We start from the raw sequence: 18,451 nt of genomic DNA on the forward strand, positions 1-18,451 counted from the left end.
AAATGGCTCAACTGTCTCTGAAACATATTCAGAAAATCTACGATAACCAGGTCCATGTGGTTAAGGATTTTAACCTCGAAATTGAGGACAAGGAGTTTATCGTCTTTGTGGGTCCCTCGGGGTGCGGTAAATCGACGACGCTTCGCATGATTGCCGGGCTGGAGGAGATCTCCGCCGGTGAGCTGGTGATTGACGGTGTCTGCATGAACGATGTGCCCGCCAAGTCCCGCGACATTGCGATGGTTTTCCAGAACTATGCGCTTTATCCGCATATGACGGTTTACGACAACATGGCGTTTGGCCTGAAGATGCAGAAAATTCCCCCCGCGGTCATTGAAGAGCGCGTGAACTGGGCGGCACAAATCCTGGGCTTGCGTGATTACCTCACGCGTAAACCTGGCGCATTATCGGGTGGGCAACGTCAGCGCGTGGCGTTAGGACGGGCGATTGTGCGCGAAGCCGGCGTCTTTCTGATGGATGAACCGCTTTCTAACCTCGACGCCAAGCTGCGTGTGCAAATGCGTGCTGAAATCAGCAAGCTGCACCAGAAGCTCAACACCACAATGATTTACGTGACCCACGATCAGACGGAAGCGATGACGATGGCGACCCGGATTGTGATCCTCAAGGATGGCGTTATTCAGCAGGTGGGGGCACCTAAGCAGGTCTACAACGAACCGGCGAATATGTTTGTGGCGGGCTTCATCGGATCACCGGCAATGAATTTTATTCGGGGCGCGATAGACGATCGCTATTTCGTGACGGAAACGCTGCGTCTGGAGATACCTGAAGACACGCTGGCGGCGGTGAATGCCGCCGGATATCAGCGTAAAGCCGTGGTCTTTGGGATCCGGCCGGAAGATATTCTGACGCTGCAAAACCGTGGGGATGATATTGCGGCAAAAGTCAGCGTGGCCGAACTGACCGGGGCTGAGTTCATGCTCTATGCCACCGTGGGCGGGCATGAGCTGGTCGTTCGTGCAGGAGCGGTAAATGATTATGCGGCGGGGGATAATATCGGCATCCAGTTCGATATGAATAAATGTCATTTCTTCGACGCTGATACTGAAGTGGCTATTAGATAAGAAAGGCGTTCGCCGGAAATGCAAATTTCCGGTTTTTTTTGAGTTAATTATAAAGGGAACATTTAAATGAGTACTCTACTAAGAAGTGCTGCGCTCGTTCTGTGCGCAGGGGTTAGCTGCGCGCATGCAACGGAATCAGCAAAACACTGGGAATTTAATATCGGTGCCATGTATGAAATTGAAAACGTCGAAGGTCAGGGCGACGATAAAGATGGATTATATGAACCCTCTGTATGGTTTAATGCCACGTGGGATGCCTGGACTCTTTCGCTGGCAATGTATCAGGAAGGACCGGTTGATTACAGCAGCATGACCCGTGGGACCTATTTTGACCGTCCGGAATTTGAATTACGCTATCGCTTTATTGGCACCGATGATTTTACACTCGGGTTGACCGGCGGTTTCCGTAATTACGGTTATCACTTTAAAGATGAACACGGTGCCAAAGACGGTAGCGCAAATATGCAGCGTTACAAAATTCAGCCGGACTGGGATATTAAATTGTCCGACGACTGGCGTTTTGGTGGCTGGTTTGCCATGTATCAGTTTGCAAATGACCTGGAAAAAACCGGTTATGCCGACAGCCGTGTAGAAACGGAAACGGGTTTTACCTGGACCATTAATGAAACCTTCTCTGCTAAAGTGAACTATTATCTTGAGCGCGGTTTCAATATGGACAGTTCACGTAATAACGGCGAATTTTCAACGCAGGAAATTCGCGCGTATCTGCCTGTTTCATTAGGCCAGACGACGCTCACGCCATATACCCGTCTGGGGCTGGATCGCTGGTCGAACTGGGACTGGCAGGACGATCCCGATCGTGAAGGACACGATTTCAACCGACTGGGTTTATTGTACGCGTATGACTTCAACAATGGATTATCCATGACGCTGGAATACGCCTACGAATGGGAAAACCATGACGAAGGCGACAGCGACCGTTTCCACTACGCGGGTGTTGGCGTTAATTACGCGTTCTGACAGACCGGATGCCAGGGGCTTTCAGCCCCTGGTTTTAGCGAAGAGAGGGTGCTAACGTAAAGCGGGTATCGACAAGCACTTTTTGTGGCGCAGGCTGACCGGCGATACGCCTGAAAAGAAGATTGCAGCTCTCTTCACCCAGCTTGCGGGTTGGGATATCAAAGCCCCCGGGTGCTGGCGTTAAAATGAGAGAGAGCATCGGGTCACTGTATCCTGCAATCACAACCTGCTCGGGGATCCTCAGATCCAGAGTATCCGCCGCGCGATAAAGGCTGAGTAACTTCATGCTGTCGGTGGCAAATACCGCATCAGGTGGCGTGGCCGAGGAGAGCAATTCTGTGGCCGCGGCAAGCGCGCTTTCATGGGTATATCCGCCGTCGATGATCCACGCCGGGTTAATGGTGATGCCGTGTTTTTCCAGGCTGGATTTATAACCGGCAAGACGATCAATCGAAACATGATAATTGAGCGGCGCATGCAGACAGGCAATGTTACGTCGGCCATTTTTAATAAAGGTTTCTGTTAGCGTGGCGCTGTCGTGAAAATTATCCGTGTCGACCGAGTAAATATTCTGAAAATCACCTTCGACTTTCCCGATGACGACCACCGGTACGCCATAAGCATCCAGCGTTGTGAAAAAGGATTCATTTGCCGGTGAGCTCAGCATGATGATCCCTTTAATCATTTTTTGTTTTATTTTACTTTCGCATTTCAGCAGATCGTCTTCACTGCTTTTCGAGGTTTGCAAAATAACGTCAAAACCTTCCTCTTCAGCTTTGGCTGTAATGGCATGCAGAACATCAGAGAAAAACGGGTTGCCGGCGGTGGTTTTCGTCGAGCGTGTCGAAATAACCATAATGGCGTCGAAGCCAGAAGAGGTCAGGGCGCGGGCGAGTTTATTGGGTTGATAATTTAATTCGTCAATCGCCTTCAACACTTTTTCACGCGCTTCAGGAGAAATATTCGTTTGTTTATTCAGAACGCGGGAGACGGTTGATTTCGAAACGCCGGCAACCCGTGCGATATCATAGATGGTGGGTGACATACACCTTACTCACTCCTGACTAACAGCAATGTCGTTCATCTTACTGGAGAGAAAACGGCAATAGCAATAAATAAGAATTGATAATCAACGATCTGCCCCCATTTATTGTATTCTGAAGCAATGTATTTGAGGCTTCCGGGCAATGAAGGACGGCGATGAAGCGACTTAAGAACGAACTCAATTCACTGGTGAACCGTGGCGTTGACCGTCATCTGCGTCTGGCGGTGACGGGGCTGAGCCGCAGCGGCAAGACGGCGTTTATCACCGCGATGGTGAACCAGCTGCTTAACCTGCACAGTGGGGCGCGGCTGCCGCTGCTGAGCGCCGTGCGGGAAGAGCGCCTGCTGGGGGTTAAACGTGTGCCTCAGCGCGATTTTGGCATTCCCCGCTTTACCTATGATGAAGGGCTGGCTCAGCTTTATGGTGAACCGCCCACCTGGCCGACGCCGACGCGCGGGGTGAGTGAAATTCGCCTTGCGCTGCGTTTTCGCTCTAATGAATCCCTGATGCGCCACTTCAAAGATACCTCCACCCTGTATCTGGAAATTGTGGATTACCCCGGTGAGTGGTTGCTCGATTTACCTATGCTGGCACAGGATTATCTCAGCTGGTCACGGCAGATGACGGGGCTGTTGCAGGGCAACCGCGCCGAGTGGTCGACGAAATGGCGAAAACTGTGCGAAGGCCTGGATCCGCTGGCCCCTGCCGATGAAAACCGGCTGGCGGCAATTGCCGAGGCCTGGACGGAGTACCTGCATCAGTGTAAGCAGGAAGGGCTGCATTTCATCCAGCCGGGCCGTTTTGTTCTGCCGGGAGATTTGGCGGGCGCACCTGCGCTGCAGTTTTTCCCGTGGCCGGACGTGGATGGCATCGGGGAGTCAAAACTGGCCCAGGCGGACAAACACACTAACGCCGGAATGCTGCGCGAGCGTTACAATTACTACTGTGAAAAGGTGGTGAAAGGTTTTTATAAAAACCACTTTTTGCGTTTTGACCGTCAGATTGTGCTGGTGGATTGCCTGCAACCGCTGAACAGCGGGCCGCAGGCCTTCAACGATATGCGCCTGGCGCTGACACAGTTAATGCAAAGTTTTCACTACGGGCAGCGCACGCTGTTTCGCCGTCTCTTCTCACCCGTTATCGACAAGCTGCTGTTTGCGGCCACAAAAGCCGATCACGTGACGGTCGATCAGCATGCCAATATGGTGTCGCTGCTGCAGCAACTGGTGCAGGACGCCTGGCAGAATGCCGCGTTCGAAGGGATCAGCATGGATTGCCTTGGACTGGCTTCCGTACAGGCGACACAGAGTGGGTTGATTGACCTTAATGGCGAGAAAATACCGGCATTGCGCGGGAATCGTCTCAGCGACGGCGAACCGCTTACTGTCTATCCGGGCGAAGTGCCCGCCCGCCTTCCGGGGCCGGCCTTCTGGCAGAACCAGGGCTTCCAGTTTGAAGCCTTCCGCCCGCAGGCCATGACGGTCGATCAGCCGTTACCGCATATCCGTCTGGATGCGGCGCTGGAGTTTTTGATTGGAGATAAATTGCGATGACGGAACCGTTAAAACCGCGCATTGATTTTACCGGAACGCTTGAGCAAGAGCACCCGGAGGCGTTTAAAACCGCGCAGACGTTTAATGGCCCGCAGGCAGATAATTTTGCCCCGGCGCTGACCGAAGAGCTGCTTGTTGAAGAGGGGCCGGCTGAAGCGGTCGTGGAAGCCGCGCTACGCCCAAAACGCAGCCTGTGGCGAAAGATGGTGACTGCCGGGCTGGCATTGTTTGGCGTCAGCGTGGTTGGGCAAGGCGTCCAGTGGGCGGCCAACGCCTGGCAAACCCAGGACTGGGTCGCGTTGGGCGGCTGCGCTGCCGGTGCTCTGATTGTGGGGGCGGGTGTCGGGTCTGTTGCGACCGAGTGGCGTCGCCTGTGGCGCCTGCGACAGCGCGCCCATGAGCGTGATGAAGCGCGGGATTTGCTCCACAGTCACGGAACCGGCAAAGGCCGCGCGTTTTGTGAAAAGCTGGCCAGTCAGGCGGGTATTGACCAGTCACACCCGGCGCTTCAGCGCTGGTATGCCGCTATCCATGAAACCCAGAACGATCGTGAAGTGGTGACGTTGTATTCCCACATGGTGCAGCCGGTGCTGGATGCCCAGGCGCGGCGCGAAATCAGCCGCTCTGCTGCGGAATCAACCCTGATGATTGCTGTCAGCCCGCTGGCGCTGGTGGATATGGCGTTTATCGCCTGGCGTAACCTGCGTCTGATTAACCGGATTGCTGCTTTATACGGCATTGAGTTGGGGTACTACAGCCGCCTTCGCTTGTTCCGTCTGGTATTGCTCAACATCGCCTTTGCCGGAGCAAGTGAGCTCGTGCGGGAAGTGGGGATGGACTGGATGTCGCAGGATCTGGCGGCGCGTCTCTCTGCCCGTGCCGCGCAGGGTATTGGTGCCGGTTTGTTGACCGCCCGTCTGGGCATCAAAGCGATGGAAGTGTGCCGTCCACTGCCATGGATTGATGGCGATAAGCCGCGATTGGGGGATTTCCGACGTGAGTTAATCGGTCAGCTCAAAGAGACGCTCAATAAAAAACCGGTTCAGTAGCCGGTTTGGTCATTAATCGTGCTGGCTGTCAATATTTGTTGACAGCCATCTTCCCGATCACCGTGTTCTGACATATCATTTTAATGTTATTGGCTTAAAACGGTGAATTTCCCATGCGTCTTGAAGTCTTCTGTGAAGACCGTCTCGGTCTGACCCGCGAATTACTCGATCTTCTTGTTTTACGTAGCATTGATTTACGTGGCATTGAGATCGATCCTGTCGGGCGAATTTACCTCAATTTTGCCGAAATTGAATTTAATACGTTCAGTAGCCTGATGGCAGAAATACGCCGTATCGCTGGCGTTACGGATGTACGCACCATCCCCTGGATGCCGTCGGAGCGTGAGCATCTGGCATTGAGCGCATTGCTTGAAGCCATGCCAGAGCCTTTCCTCTCCCTGGATTTAAAAAGTAAGGTTGAGCGTGTTAACCATGCCAGCTGCCAGCTGTTCGCGCAGAGTCAGGAAAAACTCAGCAACCACAACGCAGCACAGTTGATTCCCGGCTTTAACTTCCAGCGCTGGCTGGACAGCAATCCGCAGAACACCCACAGCGAGCATGTGGTTATCCACGGACAGAATTTCTTAATGGAGATAACGCCGGTCTATCTGAAAGGCGAGGCCGACACGCGCGTTCTGACCGGCGCCGTGATCATGCTGCGTTCTACCGTGCGCATGGGCCGTCAGCTGCAAAATATCTCCAGTCAGGATGTGGGGGCATTCAGCCAGATTATTGCCGTCAGCCCGAAAATGCGGCATGTGGTAGACCAGGCGCGCAAACTCGCGAGTCTGACCGCGCCACTGCTGATTACCGGCGATACCGGTACCGGGAAGGACCTGCTGGCGCACGCTGTGCACCTGGCCAGCCCGCGAGCGGCAAAACCGTATCTGGCCCTGAACTGCGCCTCGATTCCGGAAGATGCCGTCGAAAGCGAATTATTTGGTCACGCGCCGGAAGGTAAAAAAGGGTTCTTCGAGCAGGCTAACGGCGGTTCCGTGCTGCTGGACGAGATTGGTGAAATGTCGCCACGCATGCAGGCCAAGCTGCTGCGCTTCCTCAATGATGGCACGTTCCGCCGTGTAGGCGAGGATCACGAAGTTCATGTGGATGTGCGTGTGATTTGTGCGACGCAGAAAAACCTGGTCGAACTGGTGCAAAAAGGGGTATTCCGCGAGGATCTCTACTACCGCCTGAATGTCCTGACCCTGAATATCCCACCGCTGCGCGATTGCCCGCAGGATATCATGCCGCTGACCGAACTCTTTGTGGCGCGCTTTGCCGACGAGCAGGGAGTACCGCGTCCGAAGCTTTCAGCCGATCTCGGCACGGTGCTCATGCGCTACGGCTGGCCGGGCAACATTCGCCAACTCAAGAACGCCGTTTACCGCGCACTGACGCAGCTGGAAGGTTATGAACTGCGGCCGCAGGATATTCTGTTACCGGATTACGATGCCGGGACGGTGTCAGTAGGTGAAGAGGCGATGGAAGGTTCGCTGGATGACATTACCAGCCGTTTTGAGCGCTCCGTGCTGACGCAACTGTACCGTAGCTATCCAAGCACCCGTAAGCTGGCAAAACGCCTTGGCGTTTCACACACGGCGATTGCCAATAAGTTGCGAGAGTATGGTTTGAATCAGAAGAAGGGTGACGAATAACGGTAAAAAGCCTCTGTAAAGAGGCTTTTTTTTACTCATTCTTTTGCGATAGGGGTGCTATTAATGTCGACCTTTGTCTCTCCCTGAATCGATGCAATACGGTTCTCCACGTCTTTCACCTGTTGCGGGTTATGGAGCAGGGTATAGGTCAGATCAAACTGTGTGCTGGCTCCCGGTTGCAGTTGCTTAACGCGTTTTTGTTCGCGCTCAATGGTGACCGGGTAGGCGTAGCTGGTACCCGGCTCAATACCGGTGACATAACCTTGCTTCAGGGTGTCGGTGTTTTTCCATAAGGTCAGCACCGGCAACTGGCGGGTATCAAACTGAATGGACGCCCCTTTATCACCGGCTTTATTCACCACGGCCGCGAGGGTTTTGTGGTTGTTATCCGCAAGCGGTTTGAGGTTAAACACCATCTCATCAAAGCCTTTCGTTGGCCCGGCATAGGTCTGCCAGTCGTTGACACCGGCTTTCGCGTAGTCATTGAATGGACTGACGCTCGCAACCGGGGCAAGGAAGCGCGCGCCTTCTTCGAGGATCGGGGTACCAAAGTTGCTGTGGTAGATGATTTGATAATCATGCGGGTAATCAGCATGGTTTGTCAGAACATCATGCAAACTGAACTGGTTGGTTCCTGGGACGTAACGCAGTTCGGTCATGGTCTGCAAATCTGCTTTTTTGAACGTGCTCTCTTTGATCAAACCGCGAATTCGAATTTCATGGGGGGCGGCGTCAGCCACCTCCACTTCAACCTGCGATACAGGCGTATTGCCCGCCTTGCCGTGAAGCGTATAGATTTGGCCGTCAGCCGTGACCGGGTGGCCCGTCCACTCATAGCCACAGCGCACCATCATCTCGTTGAAACCTTCCAGCCAGCCAAGCCCGTTGCGACTTTCCAGATTAATATATGCCGGGTTCACGACCTCTTTTACCGGGGAATCCCAGCCCATTCTGGTGCCGAAGCCTTCCACATGGAGCAGGTTCATGCCGCGAGAGGGGCTTAAGGTAATGGTCAGGCCACTTTTACTGCTGATAACAAGGATTTTGCTGCCTTCCTGTTTCCCACCGTGCAACACTTTTTGTTCAATGCTGAACGCCTGATCTTTTACCTTCAGCTCATCGCTCGTTATTTTCCAGTTTCCTTTCTCCACGCCGCTTTCAGCGCTTGTCAGCACCCAGGTTTTCGCCGCAGCATGACCCGAAATCAAAGCCGCAAGGAGCGTAATAGCCAGTTTAATTTTCATATCCTTTCCTTTTTGCTGAAACGATTATTTGCTTTCGTCAGCAAATCTAATGTTTTGACCTGAAGGGAAATGTGATGTGCTTCACTGGGGAAGAAAATATGAATATTTAAGGTCTAATATGAGAATAAGATCGCAATTAAGTTAACTTTAATGCAATTAATTGCACAGTAAATGTGAACGGTGAAGGGTTTAGCTTTAACGATTCAGCTTAAAGGGAATAAAAAACCCCGCCAGTGCGAGGTTTGTCATGTGTCGTCTTCCAGAGCCTGCAAAGAGAAATAAACCCTGTTATTTCATTAGATTGCTAAGCTATATAGAATGCTAAGCATTCATTATGCTTTCAACACGTCCAGCGCGGCAGTGTAATCCGGCTCGGTGGTGATTTCGTTAACCAGTTCGCTGAACACGACGTTGTCATTTTCATCGATAACCAGTACAGCGCGCGCTGCCAGGCCTTTCAGTGGGCCTTCCGCGATGCTCACGCCGTAGTTTTCCAGGAAATCCGGGCTGCGCAGGGTGGAGAGGGTAATGACGTTGCTCAGGCCTTCAGCACCGCAGAAACGGGACTGGGCGAACGGCAGATCGGCAGAAATACACAGCACAACGGTGTTGTCCATGTCCGTCGCCAGCTGGTTGAATTTGCGCACGGATGCAGCACAGACGCCGGTGTCGATGCTTGGGAAAATGTTCAGGACTTTGCGTTTGCCAGCAAACTGAGACAGTGTGACGTCAGACAGATCTTTAGCCACCAGAGTAAAAGCCTGTGCTTTGCTGCCAGCCTGTGGAATGGAACCTGCAACAGTAACCGGGTTGCCCTGGAAATGAACGAGTTGTGACATAGATATCTTCCTGTTTACATATAGTTAACGTCGGGGCTAGTGTATGCCATCAGCGGATAACACGGCAAACCAATTTTTTTCGCCTTTCCGGGCCGCAAGGAGTCAGTGATGAGAAGCGTTAAGGTCTATGAAGAAGCCTGGCCATTGCATACCCCGTTTGTGATCTCCCGCGGCAGTCGAAGCGAAGCCAGTGTGGTCGTGGTGGAGATAGAAGAGGACGGCATTAAGGGCGTCGGCGAATGCACGCCGTACCCGCGCTATGGCGAAAGTCTGGCGTCGGTAATGGCACTTATCATGACGCTCGTTCCCGATCTGGAAAAAGGGCTCACCCGCGAGGCGCTACAGCAGCGTATACCCGCCGGCGCGGCGCGTAATGCGATTGACTGCGCACTCTGGAGCCTGGAGGCTGCCAAACAGCAAACCTCGCTGACGACGCTGCTAGGCGTCACGTTGCCGACATCGGTTGTCACGGCGCAAACGGTAGTGATTGGCGAGCCTGAACACATGGCCGCCAGCGCAAAAGCACTCCTTGATGCGGGGGCGACGCTGTTAAAGGTGAAGCTTGACGATCGTCTGATCAGCGAGCGTATGGTCGCTATCCGCTCGGCAGTCCCGACAGCCACGTTAATTGTGGATGCGAATGAGTCATGGCATCCCGAAGGCCTTGCCGCACGATGTCAGCTGCTGGCCGACCTGGGCGTAGCCATGCTGGAGCAGCCTCTGCCGGCACAGGATGATGCGGCGCTGAAGAATTTTATCCACCCGCTGCCCATCTGCGCAGATGAAAGCTGCCATACGCGCGATAGCCTGGTTGAACTGCAGGGCCGTTACGAGATGGTCAATATCAAGCTCGACAAGACCGGCGGGCTGACAGAGGCGCTGGCGCTGGCAGAACAGGCGCAGGCGCAGGGGTTTTCAATCATGCTGGGATGCATGCTGTGTACATCCCGGGCGATCAACGCGGCGCTGCCGCTGGTAAATCATGTCAGTTTTGCCGATCTTGATGGCCCGACATGGCTGGCGGTTGACGTTTCACCGGCACTCACGTTTACCAGCGGCGTCCTTCATTTTTGAGGCTGCCAGCGCAGAAGCTCCACCATGGCCTTTAAATATTTTTCGCTGGCTTCGTCTGACGATATCGGCGGGAATTCCGCGGTGATGCAAGGTAATCCCAGGTCGGCACACCAGCTGCCGAATGAGCCAGGGGTTTCATAGCCCACGCTGGAGACAAGCGGCAGGGCGAAAGCATTCGCCAGCCATTCGCCCAGCTCGGTGTGCCGCGGATCTTCGATGCAGGCCAGCGGATCGTGGAAGGTGACAACCCAGGCCGGGTGGATCTTATGGATTAACTGGCACAGCGCTTGTGTTTCCGGCTCCGAGCCCGGCGTGTCGCCGGTCAGTAAGACAACGTCACGCTCTTCAGCGGAGCTGTTCCAGCGATAAACCGTTTCACCGGCGCGCCAGTTTGCTGCCGGGAAATTACGGTTTAAATCGATGCCCCGCGCATTGGCGCGTAACCCAAGCTGACACCCATCCGGGTTGACGGCCAGAATCACGTGATGACGTCGTAAGCTGGGCGTCAACGTGCGCAGCGCGCACGAGAGCGTGACGACAGACGAGTTCTCGTCGCCGTGCGTGCCGGCAATGATCAAACCGCTGTTGCGATCGGCATCGGGGGCCGGAAACCAAATCAGCGATGCGCCTAAAAATGAACGGCCATACTGCTCTGCACCTGGCGGGAAGGCGCCGCGTTCCGCTCTGGGTCGGGTGATTGCCATAGGAAATCCTGATAAAGAAGTCTCTACTGGCAGTGTTGTGCAAAACTCGCGGTTAATCAAATAGTTTCCGTATGGCGGGAAAATTGCCGGATATCAACTTTCCGGAGGAAGGTATTTGCAATTCTCATTGTCGAAACAAATAATTACGCATCTGCTTATTACCTGAATTCATAAAAGGGGATCTTATGAAGCATCCTGTTTCGCGTCTCTGTACTGCACTGTTGCTGTGCGGACTCTCTTCACTCTCGTACGCCGCTGATGTGCCACAGGGCACGGTACTGGCGCAAAAACAGGAGCTGGTCAGACACATTAAAGATGAGCCGGCTTCCCTTGATCCGGCAAAAGCCGTGGGATTACCCGAGATACAGGTCATTCGCGACCTTTTTGAAGGACTGGTTAATCAGAATGAGAAAGGTGAACTGACACCAGGCGTGGCGACGCGCTGGCAGAGTAACGATAACCGTATCTGGACCTTCTCCTTACGTGATAACGCGAAATGGTCTGACGGTTCTCCGGTTACCGCTCAGGATTTTGTCTACAGCTGGCAGCGTCTGGTTGATCCGAAAACCACGTCTCCGTTTGCCTGGTTTGCGGCGCTGGCGGGTATCCATAACGCACAGGCGATAATTGATGGTAAAGCCGCGCCAGATATGCTGGGCGTGACGGCCGTAGATGCAAAAACCTTACGTGTGCAGCTGGATAAACCGCTGCCGTGGTTTAGCAATCTGACGGCAAACTTTGCCTTCTATCCGGTGCAAAAGGCCAATGTGGAGAGCGGCAAAGAGTGGACGCGTCCGGGGGCTCTGGTCGGAAATGGCGCCTACGTTATGAAAGATCGCGTGGTGAATGAAAAACTGGTTGTGGTGCCAAATACACACTACTGGGATAACGCCAAAACCGTCCTGCAAAAAGTGACGTTCATACCGATTAACCAGGAATCCTCGGCCACTAAACGCTATCTGGCGGATGATATTGATATCACCGAATCGTTCCCGAAAAACATGTATCAGAAGCTGCTCAAGGACATTCCGGGACAGGTGTATACACCGCCTCAGTTGGGCACCTATTACTATGCGTTTAATACGCAAAAAGGACCCACGGCCGATGCCCGTGTACGCCTCGCCCTGAGCATGACCATCGATCGCCGCATCATGGCGGACAAAGTGTTAGGAACCGGTGAGAAGCCCGCCTGGCATTTCACGCCAGACGTGACGGCAGGGTTTACGCCAGAAACCTCGCCGTTTGAGCAAATGTCACAGCAGGAACTTAATGCCCAGGCGAAAACGCTGCTTCAGGCCGCGGGCTATGGCCCTCAGCGCCCGCTGAAGCTGAACCTGTTGTACAACACGTCAGAAAACCATCAGAAAATCGCGATTGCGGTGGCCTCGATGTGGAAGAAAAACCTCGGCGTTGACGTCAAACTGCAGAACCAGGAGTGGAAAACCTACATCGACAGCCGTAATACCGGTAATTTCGATGTGATCCGCGCGTCATGGGTCGGGGATTACAATGAGCCATCGACCTTCCTGTCGTTATTGACCTCAACCCACAGCGGCAATATCTCGCGTTTCAACGATCCGGCGTACGATAAAATTATCCATCAGGCGACGCTCGAAAACACGGCGAAAGCCCGTAACGCAGACTACAACATGGCGGAGAAAATCCTCACGGAAAAAGCGCCAATCGCACCTATTTACCAGTACACCAACGGCCGCCTGATCAAACCATGGGTGAAAGGTTACCCCATTAATAACCCGGAAGACGTGGCTTATAGCCGGACGATGTATATTGAGAAACACTGACGAGCCGGGAACCGCCGGTCTTCGTTGTGAACGTTAAATTAAGAGCTGGCGCATTTGCGCCAGTTTTTCTTTATTGAACGAGGGATGTTTGTTCCGTGAGTCAAAGGGGAGGTAAATGATGACGGATGAAAAGAAAGAGAAAGCGTCTTTCCCGGCAGGGTTAGGGATTATGGATAAAATCTGGGAATGGCAATGGATTATCCGCTTCATCTATATTGTCCTTTTCGCCGATCTGGCGCTGCTGGTATACAGCGGGCAAGGAATATTGACCTGGCCTGTTCAGACACTTAACTGGACCGAACATCTGGGTTTTTTCTGCGTGGCGCTCGCCGCCTTAGGTTTGATTGCCACCACCCTGATGCCTTTTATAGCCAATATCGTCAGGCTATTACTCAATGAGTTCATCTACAGCAGAATCTTCCCGGATTTCTTGCGCGCGCAGAGTGATTATCAGAAGAGGTCGGGTGAAGTTCCTTCAGGCGAAGTACTTGATTTAGCGTTGAAGGAAAACAACCAGTTCCTGCTGAATTATTATGAAAAACATAATGCAAACTGGCGCACGAAATTTCATGAGCGATTTAAAGTCGGGGATTTACTCTTTGGGATCCTGTTTTTCATGATGCTTGATGACCATCCGCAGTGGTTTAGCGACGCGCAGCATTCGCTGGTCATCGATCTGTTCAGCCACGGCGGTGAAAGCGGAACCGTTCTGTTTTATACCGTACTTATTATCATCTTTAGTACGCTGATGAGTCTCTGGTTTGGTAAATGGGACTGGGGGAACATCTACTATCCGCCACTGTATCGTGAAAAAGAGGAAGCCCGCAGAAAAGCGCGTGAGCGGGAAGCGCAGTGGGAGCGGCAGGATCGCTAAATCGCCGGGCGACACATTATTCCCAGCGGATTGCTCCCGCCAGGCGTTGCTGGCGGGAGCAGGGCAACGTTATTCTAGCAATGCACTGAATTTCGCCAGCCATTGCGGATGCGCAGGCCAGGCGGGGGCAGTGACCAGATTACCGTCTACGTGCGCCTGATCGATACCAATATTGGCATAGTGCCCGCCGCCGAGGCGGACTTCAGGCGCACAGGCGGGATAGGCGCTACAGGTTCGTCCTTTTAATATGCCGGCAGCAGCGAGCAGTTGCGGTCCGTGGCAAACCGCAGCAATCGGTTTGCGCGCGGCGTCGAAGGCCTGCACCAGTTTCAGCACGTCATCATTTAGCCGGAGATATTCAGGGGCTCGTCCGCCCGGGATTAGCAGCGCGTCATAATCCTGCTCTTTTACGGCGGAAAAATCGGCATTGAGGATAAAACGGTGGCCCGGCTTTTCACTGTAGGTCTGGGCGCCGTCGAAATCATGGATCGCCGTCATGATGTAGTCGCCACGGGATTTGTCCGGGCAGACGGCGTCCACCTGATGGCCAATCATCTGTAAAGCCTGAAAGGGCACCATTGTTTCATAATCTTCGGCGTAATCGCCGACCAACATCAGGATTTTCTTGCTCATCATTTCTCACCTTTAGGTTTAACGATGTTTAAGATATAGCCTGGCACAGCTGAATTGCCGGAAATAAAAAAAGCCCGTCAGAGAACGGGCGAAATAAGCAAATGATTTAATGATTCGTTATCAACTTGTTGGAGGATAACGTTGCGTATTTTACGCACCTCTTACCGGTGCTGATACCTGACAAATTCGGTAGGTGAAACAAGGAATTAAACATGCGTCATAGCGCATCGAAGGTGGGGTAGATACTGTTCTCAAGGTATTCCACCAGAAACCAGATCTTACCGCTGAAAATAAACCAGAAGCCGAATATAATAACGAATAAAATAATTATGGTGAGTATTATTTCTGTTTTTCCCATTGCACATCTACCCACCTGTGGTCCATTTATTCGAGAGGGGCATTGTAACGGGGCTTACGAAGATACACCAGTTTCATGCCGCCAGGACTTTATTGCGCCCATCACTTTTGGCGCGATAAAGCGCATCGTCCACACGTTTAAACAGCTCATCCATACTCTCGCCCGGATTATGTCGCGCCACGCCAATGCTGACGGTGAAACGAGGTAAACCCGGGATCGTGATGCGGGCGACCGCATCGCGCACAGTTTCGGCGATTTGCAGGGCGGTGTCGAGCGGGGTGCGCGGCAGCAGGATGACGAACTCCTCACCGCCCCAGCGGAAGACCAGGTCCTCTTTGCGGCTACAGGCTTCCAGCGTGCGCGAGAGCGAGATCAGTACCTCATCACCTTTCAGGTGGCCGAAGAGGTCGTTGATATTTTTGAAGTGATCGGTATCCACCAGCAGCAGGCTAAATTGCTGCTGCGCGGGAAGATGATGGGTATTGGCCTGGTCGGTGATGATATAGAACTGACGCCGGTTGAGCAGGCCCGTCATGGAATCACGCAGTGCCGCGTGTTCCAGCTCCTGCTCCAGCCTTTTTTGCTCGGTGATATCGTGGATAATGCACAACATCAATTTGTCGCCGTAAATTTCAATCGGCCCGGCATAGGTCTGAACATGGCGGGTGGAGCCATCGGCCAGACGGTGGATAAAGTTGAGGGGCTTATGGCCGCCCGGCAACGCGGCAATCTCCGTCATCACGGGGATCACATCCCGCCCCAGAGTATTGATTTCCCAGGTATGTTTTCTGCACATTTCATCATGCGCATAACCGTAAAAAGTCAGCGCCGCCAGATTGGCATCCACAATCTGGCCATCCCGGGACGGATCGATAAGCAGCATTGGCGCGCTGTTGGTCAGGAAAAAGCGCGCGTAAAATCCCTGTTTTTTGCGCTGGTAGGTCGCGGAGCGGCTGGCCTTAAGCCCGGAGAGAACCTGCTGCGTCAGCCCTTCAAAAACAATAACATTCCCCTGGGGCACGAAATGGGCAAGCGAGAGACGGCAGCTCAGCGCGGTTTCATGTCCATCGCGGGAGATGGTCCAGATTTCGACGACCTCCTGCTCACTCTTCAGTTCAGGCACATACATCGACAGCACGTGATGCGCATTGGCGGAATAGGTACCTTTGCGTAGGTCATCCAGGGTTTTATCGCCCATGATCTGAGCGGCGGCCACATTTGCAAAAATGATCTGTTCTGAAGCAGGTGAAATGAGCCACACGGGGGTTTTAATTAAATTCAGCGCATCAAAACAATTTTGCGACATAGCGTATTCCTGTACATCGGCACCATGTGCCTGAGGATCATGACAGAATTAACGGGAGTGGACTCCTTTGAAACATACTCTACTTAACCCGGTCAGGCATGATTTTTTTGTGAAATATATGCGGGTTCCGCGTGAATTTTACCAATGGGTATAATTTGTTTGTCTGAGTTTTTTTGCAGCAGCAGCCAGGGAACCTGTTCGGCAGGTAAAGGACGGGAGAAAAGGAACCCCTGCAGGTAATCACAGCCGAGGTCCGTCAGCACCACCTGTTGTTCTTCCGTCTCGATCCCTTCCGCAACCACATTCATTTCCATGGTCCTGGCGATATTAATAATGGTTTCCACCAGCTTGCGGCTTTTTTCATTTACCAGCATCGAGTGCACAAAGCTCTTGTCGATTTTTAGCTCTTTAGCGGGCAGAACGCTCAACATCAACAGGTTGGAATAGCCGGTGCCAAAATCATCAATCGAGACGGTAATCCCGGCTTGATTGAACGCATTGAGTAATTCAATACTGCGGTCGAGATTTTTCAGTGCGGTACTTTCCGTCACCTCAAGGATAAGCCGGGAGGGCGACAGATTATATTTATGCAACATCGACGAAATGATGTGGAAGATATCCGGCTGTTCGAACTGGACGGGGGAGAGGTTAAAGGACAATGTCCACTGGCTGAAACCTTGTTCTGTCCAGAAATGAAGCTGACGGCATGCCGCTTCAATCGCCCAGTTCCCCACCGGGATGATCAGCCCCGTTTGTTCCAGCGACGGTAAAAACAGATTAGGCAGCAACACCCCTTGCTCAGGGTGCCGCCAGCGCAGAAGGGCTTCAAAACCGTGAATAGTGGAGTCTTTTGCATGCCAGGTCGGCTGATACCACAGTTCAAACTGATCGCGTTCCAGCGCCTGAGTTAACTCCTGCAGGAAGCCGGGGTTGGCCGGAATGGCCGTTGACATCTCGTTCCGGTAGACGGCCCAGCCGTTTCGTCCATCCTCTTTGACGCGATTCAGGGCCGCATCGGCTTTTAGCTTCAGCTCATGCAGCGTCTCGCCATCCTGCGGGTAGAGGCTGACCCCTGCGCTGATTGTTGTGCTCAGCGTGTGCCCACAAAGTGAAAACGGGCGGCGCATATCCTCCAGCAATGTTGTGAGCAGCGCGTTGATTTTATCGTCGTCACACTCGGGAACCAGCAGGATAAAGGCGTCGCCGCCAAGCCTGGCGAGGGTCATCTCGCGGGTAAGGCGGGCGGTAATGCGCTGCGCGAGAGAGATTAACAACTCATCCCCGGTGTTGTGGCCCCAGGTATCGTTGATGCGTTTGAAATGATCGACGTTGAGGAAAATCACGGCGAATGGCTTCTTGCTGAGCAATGCGCTGCGCAGGCAATCCTGCATCCGAATGTCCATCTGGTGGCGATTAGCGAGACCGGTAAGCGCATCAAACCGCGCCTGCAGTTCAAGCTGACGATTAAGCTGGCGTAGGTTGTCGGTCAGTCGGTTCGTCCGCCGGTGCGAGTCGATGAGCGAAATCATTAACATACCGCCGAGCAGGCACAGTGTGGTGACAGAAACCCAGACCGATAACCCCAACTCGCTGATACCGCCGGGCAGGGTATGCGTCATTTCCTGAAAATGGGCGGCACGCATGCCGGTGTAGTGCATCGCGCAGATGGCGACACCCAACACGCAGGCCGCGAGAATACGATTGATAAACACCCCTTTGCGCATATCCCGCAGGCGAAATGCCAGCCACAGCGCCGCGCCGGAGGCCATAACGGCAATCAACACGGACACGGCAACAATGCGTCGATCCCAGAGAATATGGCTGTCCAGCATCAGTGCGGCCATACCGATAAAGTGCATACAGACCACGCCAGCGCTCAGGAGCACCGTGGCAACGATCAATCGAAAAGGGGAAAGGGTTTTACCCGTTACGGCAATATTGATGGCGACCGTGGATGCAACCACCGCCACGCCCAGTGAGGCGAGGGTTAACCAGAGGTTATAGCTCATTATCATCGGCATTTGCATCGACAGCATGCCGATGAAGTGCATTGACCAGATCCCGATCCCAAGCGTGACGCCTCCGGCGATACGCCAGAACATCGCCGTTTTACGGCTGGAAAGCGGGATTTTTCCGGCGCTGTCCAGGGCCACAAATGAGGCGATAAAGGCCACCAGATACGAGAGGGCTATTAACACAGGGTCCCACGATATATTGAGCATTATGCAATCCCACGCCAAAGAGGGTTA

16 protein-coding genes are annotated in these 18,451 nt (G+C 53.3%); 8 read left to right on the plus strand and 8 right to left on the minus strand.

Features of this window, described 5'->3' with window-relative positions:
* The first annotated feature begins 2 nt into the window (after positions 1 to 2).
* Positions 3 to 1,085, plus strand: coding sequence for an ABC transporter ATP-binding protein (locus HV157_RS00780; RefSeq protein WP_063924896.1), 1,083 nt, complete (start codon positions 3 to 5; stop codon positions 1,083 to 1,085).
* Positions 1,086 to 1,151: 66 nt separating this feature from the next.
* Positions 1,152 to 2,066, plus strand: a complete 915-nt coding sequence (locus HV157_RS00785; protein WP_025204021.1) for an OmpG family monomeric porin — start codon at positions 1,152 to 1,154, stop codon at positions 2,064 to 2,066.
* A gap of 34 nt (positions 2,067 to 2,100) precedes the next feature.
* Here HV157_RS00785 and HV157_RS00790 read toward each other — a convergent pair whose 3' ends face one another.
* Positions 2,101 to 3,111, minus strand: a complete 1,011-nt coding sequence (locus tag HV157_RS00790) for a LacI family DNA-binding transcriptional regulator (protein ID WP_025204022.1) — start codon at positions 3,109 to 3,111, stop codon at positions 2,101 to 2,103.
* Positions 3,112 to 3,266: 155 nt separating this feature from the next.
* Here HV157_RS00790 and HV157_RS00795 point away from each other — a divergent pair, with 155 nt between their 5' ends.
* The 3 genes from HV157_RS00795 (at position 3,267) to tyrR (ending at position 7,368) form a co-directional block, all read left to right on the plus strand.
* Entirely contained in the window at positions 3,267 to 4,664 is a 1,398-nt protein-coding gene (locus tag HV157_RS00795; protein WP_049021890.1) for a YcjX family protein, read from the plus strand.
* Positions 4,661 to 5,713, plus strand: coding sequence for a YcjF family protein (locus HV157_RS00800; RefSeq protein WP_138614097.1), 1,053 nt, complete (start codon positions 4,661 to 4,663; stop codon positions 5,711 to 5,713). The genes HV157_RS00795 and HV157_RS00800 overlap by 4 nt, the downstream gene beginning before the upstream one ends.
* Positions 5,714 to 5,826: 113 nt before the next feature.
* Entirely contained in the window at positions 5,827 to 7,368 is a 1,542-nt protein-coding gene (gene tyrR, locus HV157_RS00805; RefSeq protein WP_014170325.1) for a transcriptional regulator TyrR, read from the plus strand.
* A gap of 35 nt (positions 7,369 to 7,403) precedes the next feature.
* Here the strand turns inward: tyrR and HV157_RS00810 are convergent, their stop codons facing one another.
* On the minus strand, positions 7,404 to 8,612 hold the full coding sequence (locus tag HV157_RS00810) for an aldose 1-epimerase family protein (protein ID WP_182268625.1): 1,209 nt from the start codon (positions 8,610 to 8,612) through the stop codon (positions 7,404 to 7,406).
* A 332-nt stretch (positions 8,613 to 8,944) separates the two neighbouring features.
* Complete coding sequence (gene tpx, locus HV157_RS00815; RefSeq protein WP_063214359.1) at positions 8,945 to 9,451, minus strand: thiol peroxidase; 507 nt, start codon at positions 9,449 to 9,451, stop codon at positions 8,945 to 8,947.
* A 108-nt stretch (positions 9,452 to 9,559) separates the two neighbouring features.
* Between tpx and ycjG the strand changes: the two genes are divergently transcribed.
* Positions 9,560 to 10,525 (plus strand): L-Ala-D/L-Glu epimerase, encoded by a 966-nt coding sequence (gene ycjG / locus HV157_RS00820; RefSeq protein ID WP_020882473.1) that lies wholly within the window; start codon positions 9,560 to 9,562, stop codon positions 10,523 to 10,525.
* Here the strand turns inward: ycjG and mpaA are convergent.
* On the minus strand, positions 10,516 to 11,229 hold the full coding sequence (gene mpaA / locus HV157_RS00825) for a murein tripeptide amidase MpaA (protein ID WP_020882474.1): 714 nt from the start codon (positions 11,227 to 11,229) through the stop codon (positions 10,516 to 10,518). The genes ycjG and mpaA overlap by 10 nt on opposite strands.
* 185 nt (positions 11,230 to 11,414) lie before the next feature.
* Here mpaA and HV157_RS00830 point away from each other — a divergent pair, with 185 nt between their 5' ends.
* On the plus strand, positions 11,415 to 13,031 hold the full coding sequence (locus HV157_RS00830; RefSeq protein WP_151887447.1) for a peptide ABC transporter substrate-binding protein: 1,617 nt from the start codon (positions 11,415 to 11,417) through the stop codon (positions 13,029 to 13,031).
* Between the two features lie 115 nt (positions 13,032 to 13,146).
* Positions 13,147 to 13,905, plus strand: a complete 759-nt coding sequence (locus HV157_RS00835; protein ID WP_182268624.1) for a hypothetical protein — start codon at positions 13,147 to 13,149, stop codon at positions 13,903 to 13,905.
* Between the two features lie 69 nt (positions 13,906 to 13,974).
* On the opposite strand, the gene HV157_RS00840 is transcribed toward HV157_RS00835, so the two are convergent.
* The 4 genes from HV157_RS00840 to HV157_RS00855 form a co-directional block, all read right to left on the minus strand.
* On the minus strand, positions 13,975 to 14,538 hold the full coding sequence (locus HV157_RS00840; protein ID WP_025204027.1) for a DJ-1/PfpI family protein: 564 nt from the start codon (positions 14,536 to 14,538) through the stop codon (positions 13,975 to 13,977).
* Between the two features lie 217 nt (positions 14,539 to 14,755).
* Positions 14,756 to 14,896, minus strand: coding sequence for an Ecr family regulatory small membrane protein (locus HV157_RS00845; protein ID WP_182268623.1), 141 nt, complete (start codon positions 14,894 to 14,896; stop codon positions 14,756 to 14,758).
* Between the two features lie 73 nt (positions 14,897 to 14,969).
* The gene (locus tag HV157_RS00850) at positions 14,970 to 16,202 is read right to left on the minus strand and encodes a sensor domain-containing diguanylate cyclase (RefSeq protein ID WP_086532463.1); all 1,233 of its coding nucleotides are present in this window, start codon (positions 16,200 to 16,202) and stop codon (positions 14,970 to 14,972) included.
* Positions 16,203 to 16,294: 92 nt separating this feature from the next.
* Positions 16,295 to 18,424 (minus strand): GGDEF domain-containing phosphodiesterase, encoded by a 2,130-nt coding sequence (locus HV157_RS00855; protein ID WP_182378383.1) that lies wholly within the window; start codon positions 18,422 to 18,424, stop codon positions 16,295 to 16,297.
* Between the last annotated feature and the right edge of the window lie 27 nt (positions 18,425 to 18,451).

Origin of the sequence: Enterobacter sp. RHBSTW-00318 (genome assembly GCF_014101375.1) — a bacterium.
Taxonomy (GTDB): Bacteria; Pseudomonadota; Gammaproteobacteria; order Enterobacterales; family Enterobacteriaceae; genus Enterobacter; species Enterobacter ludwigii.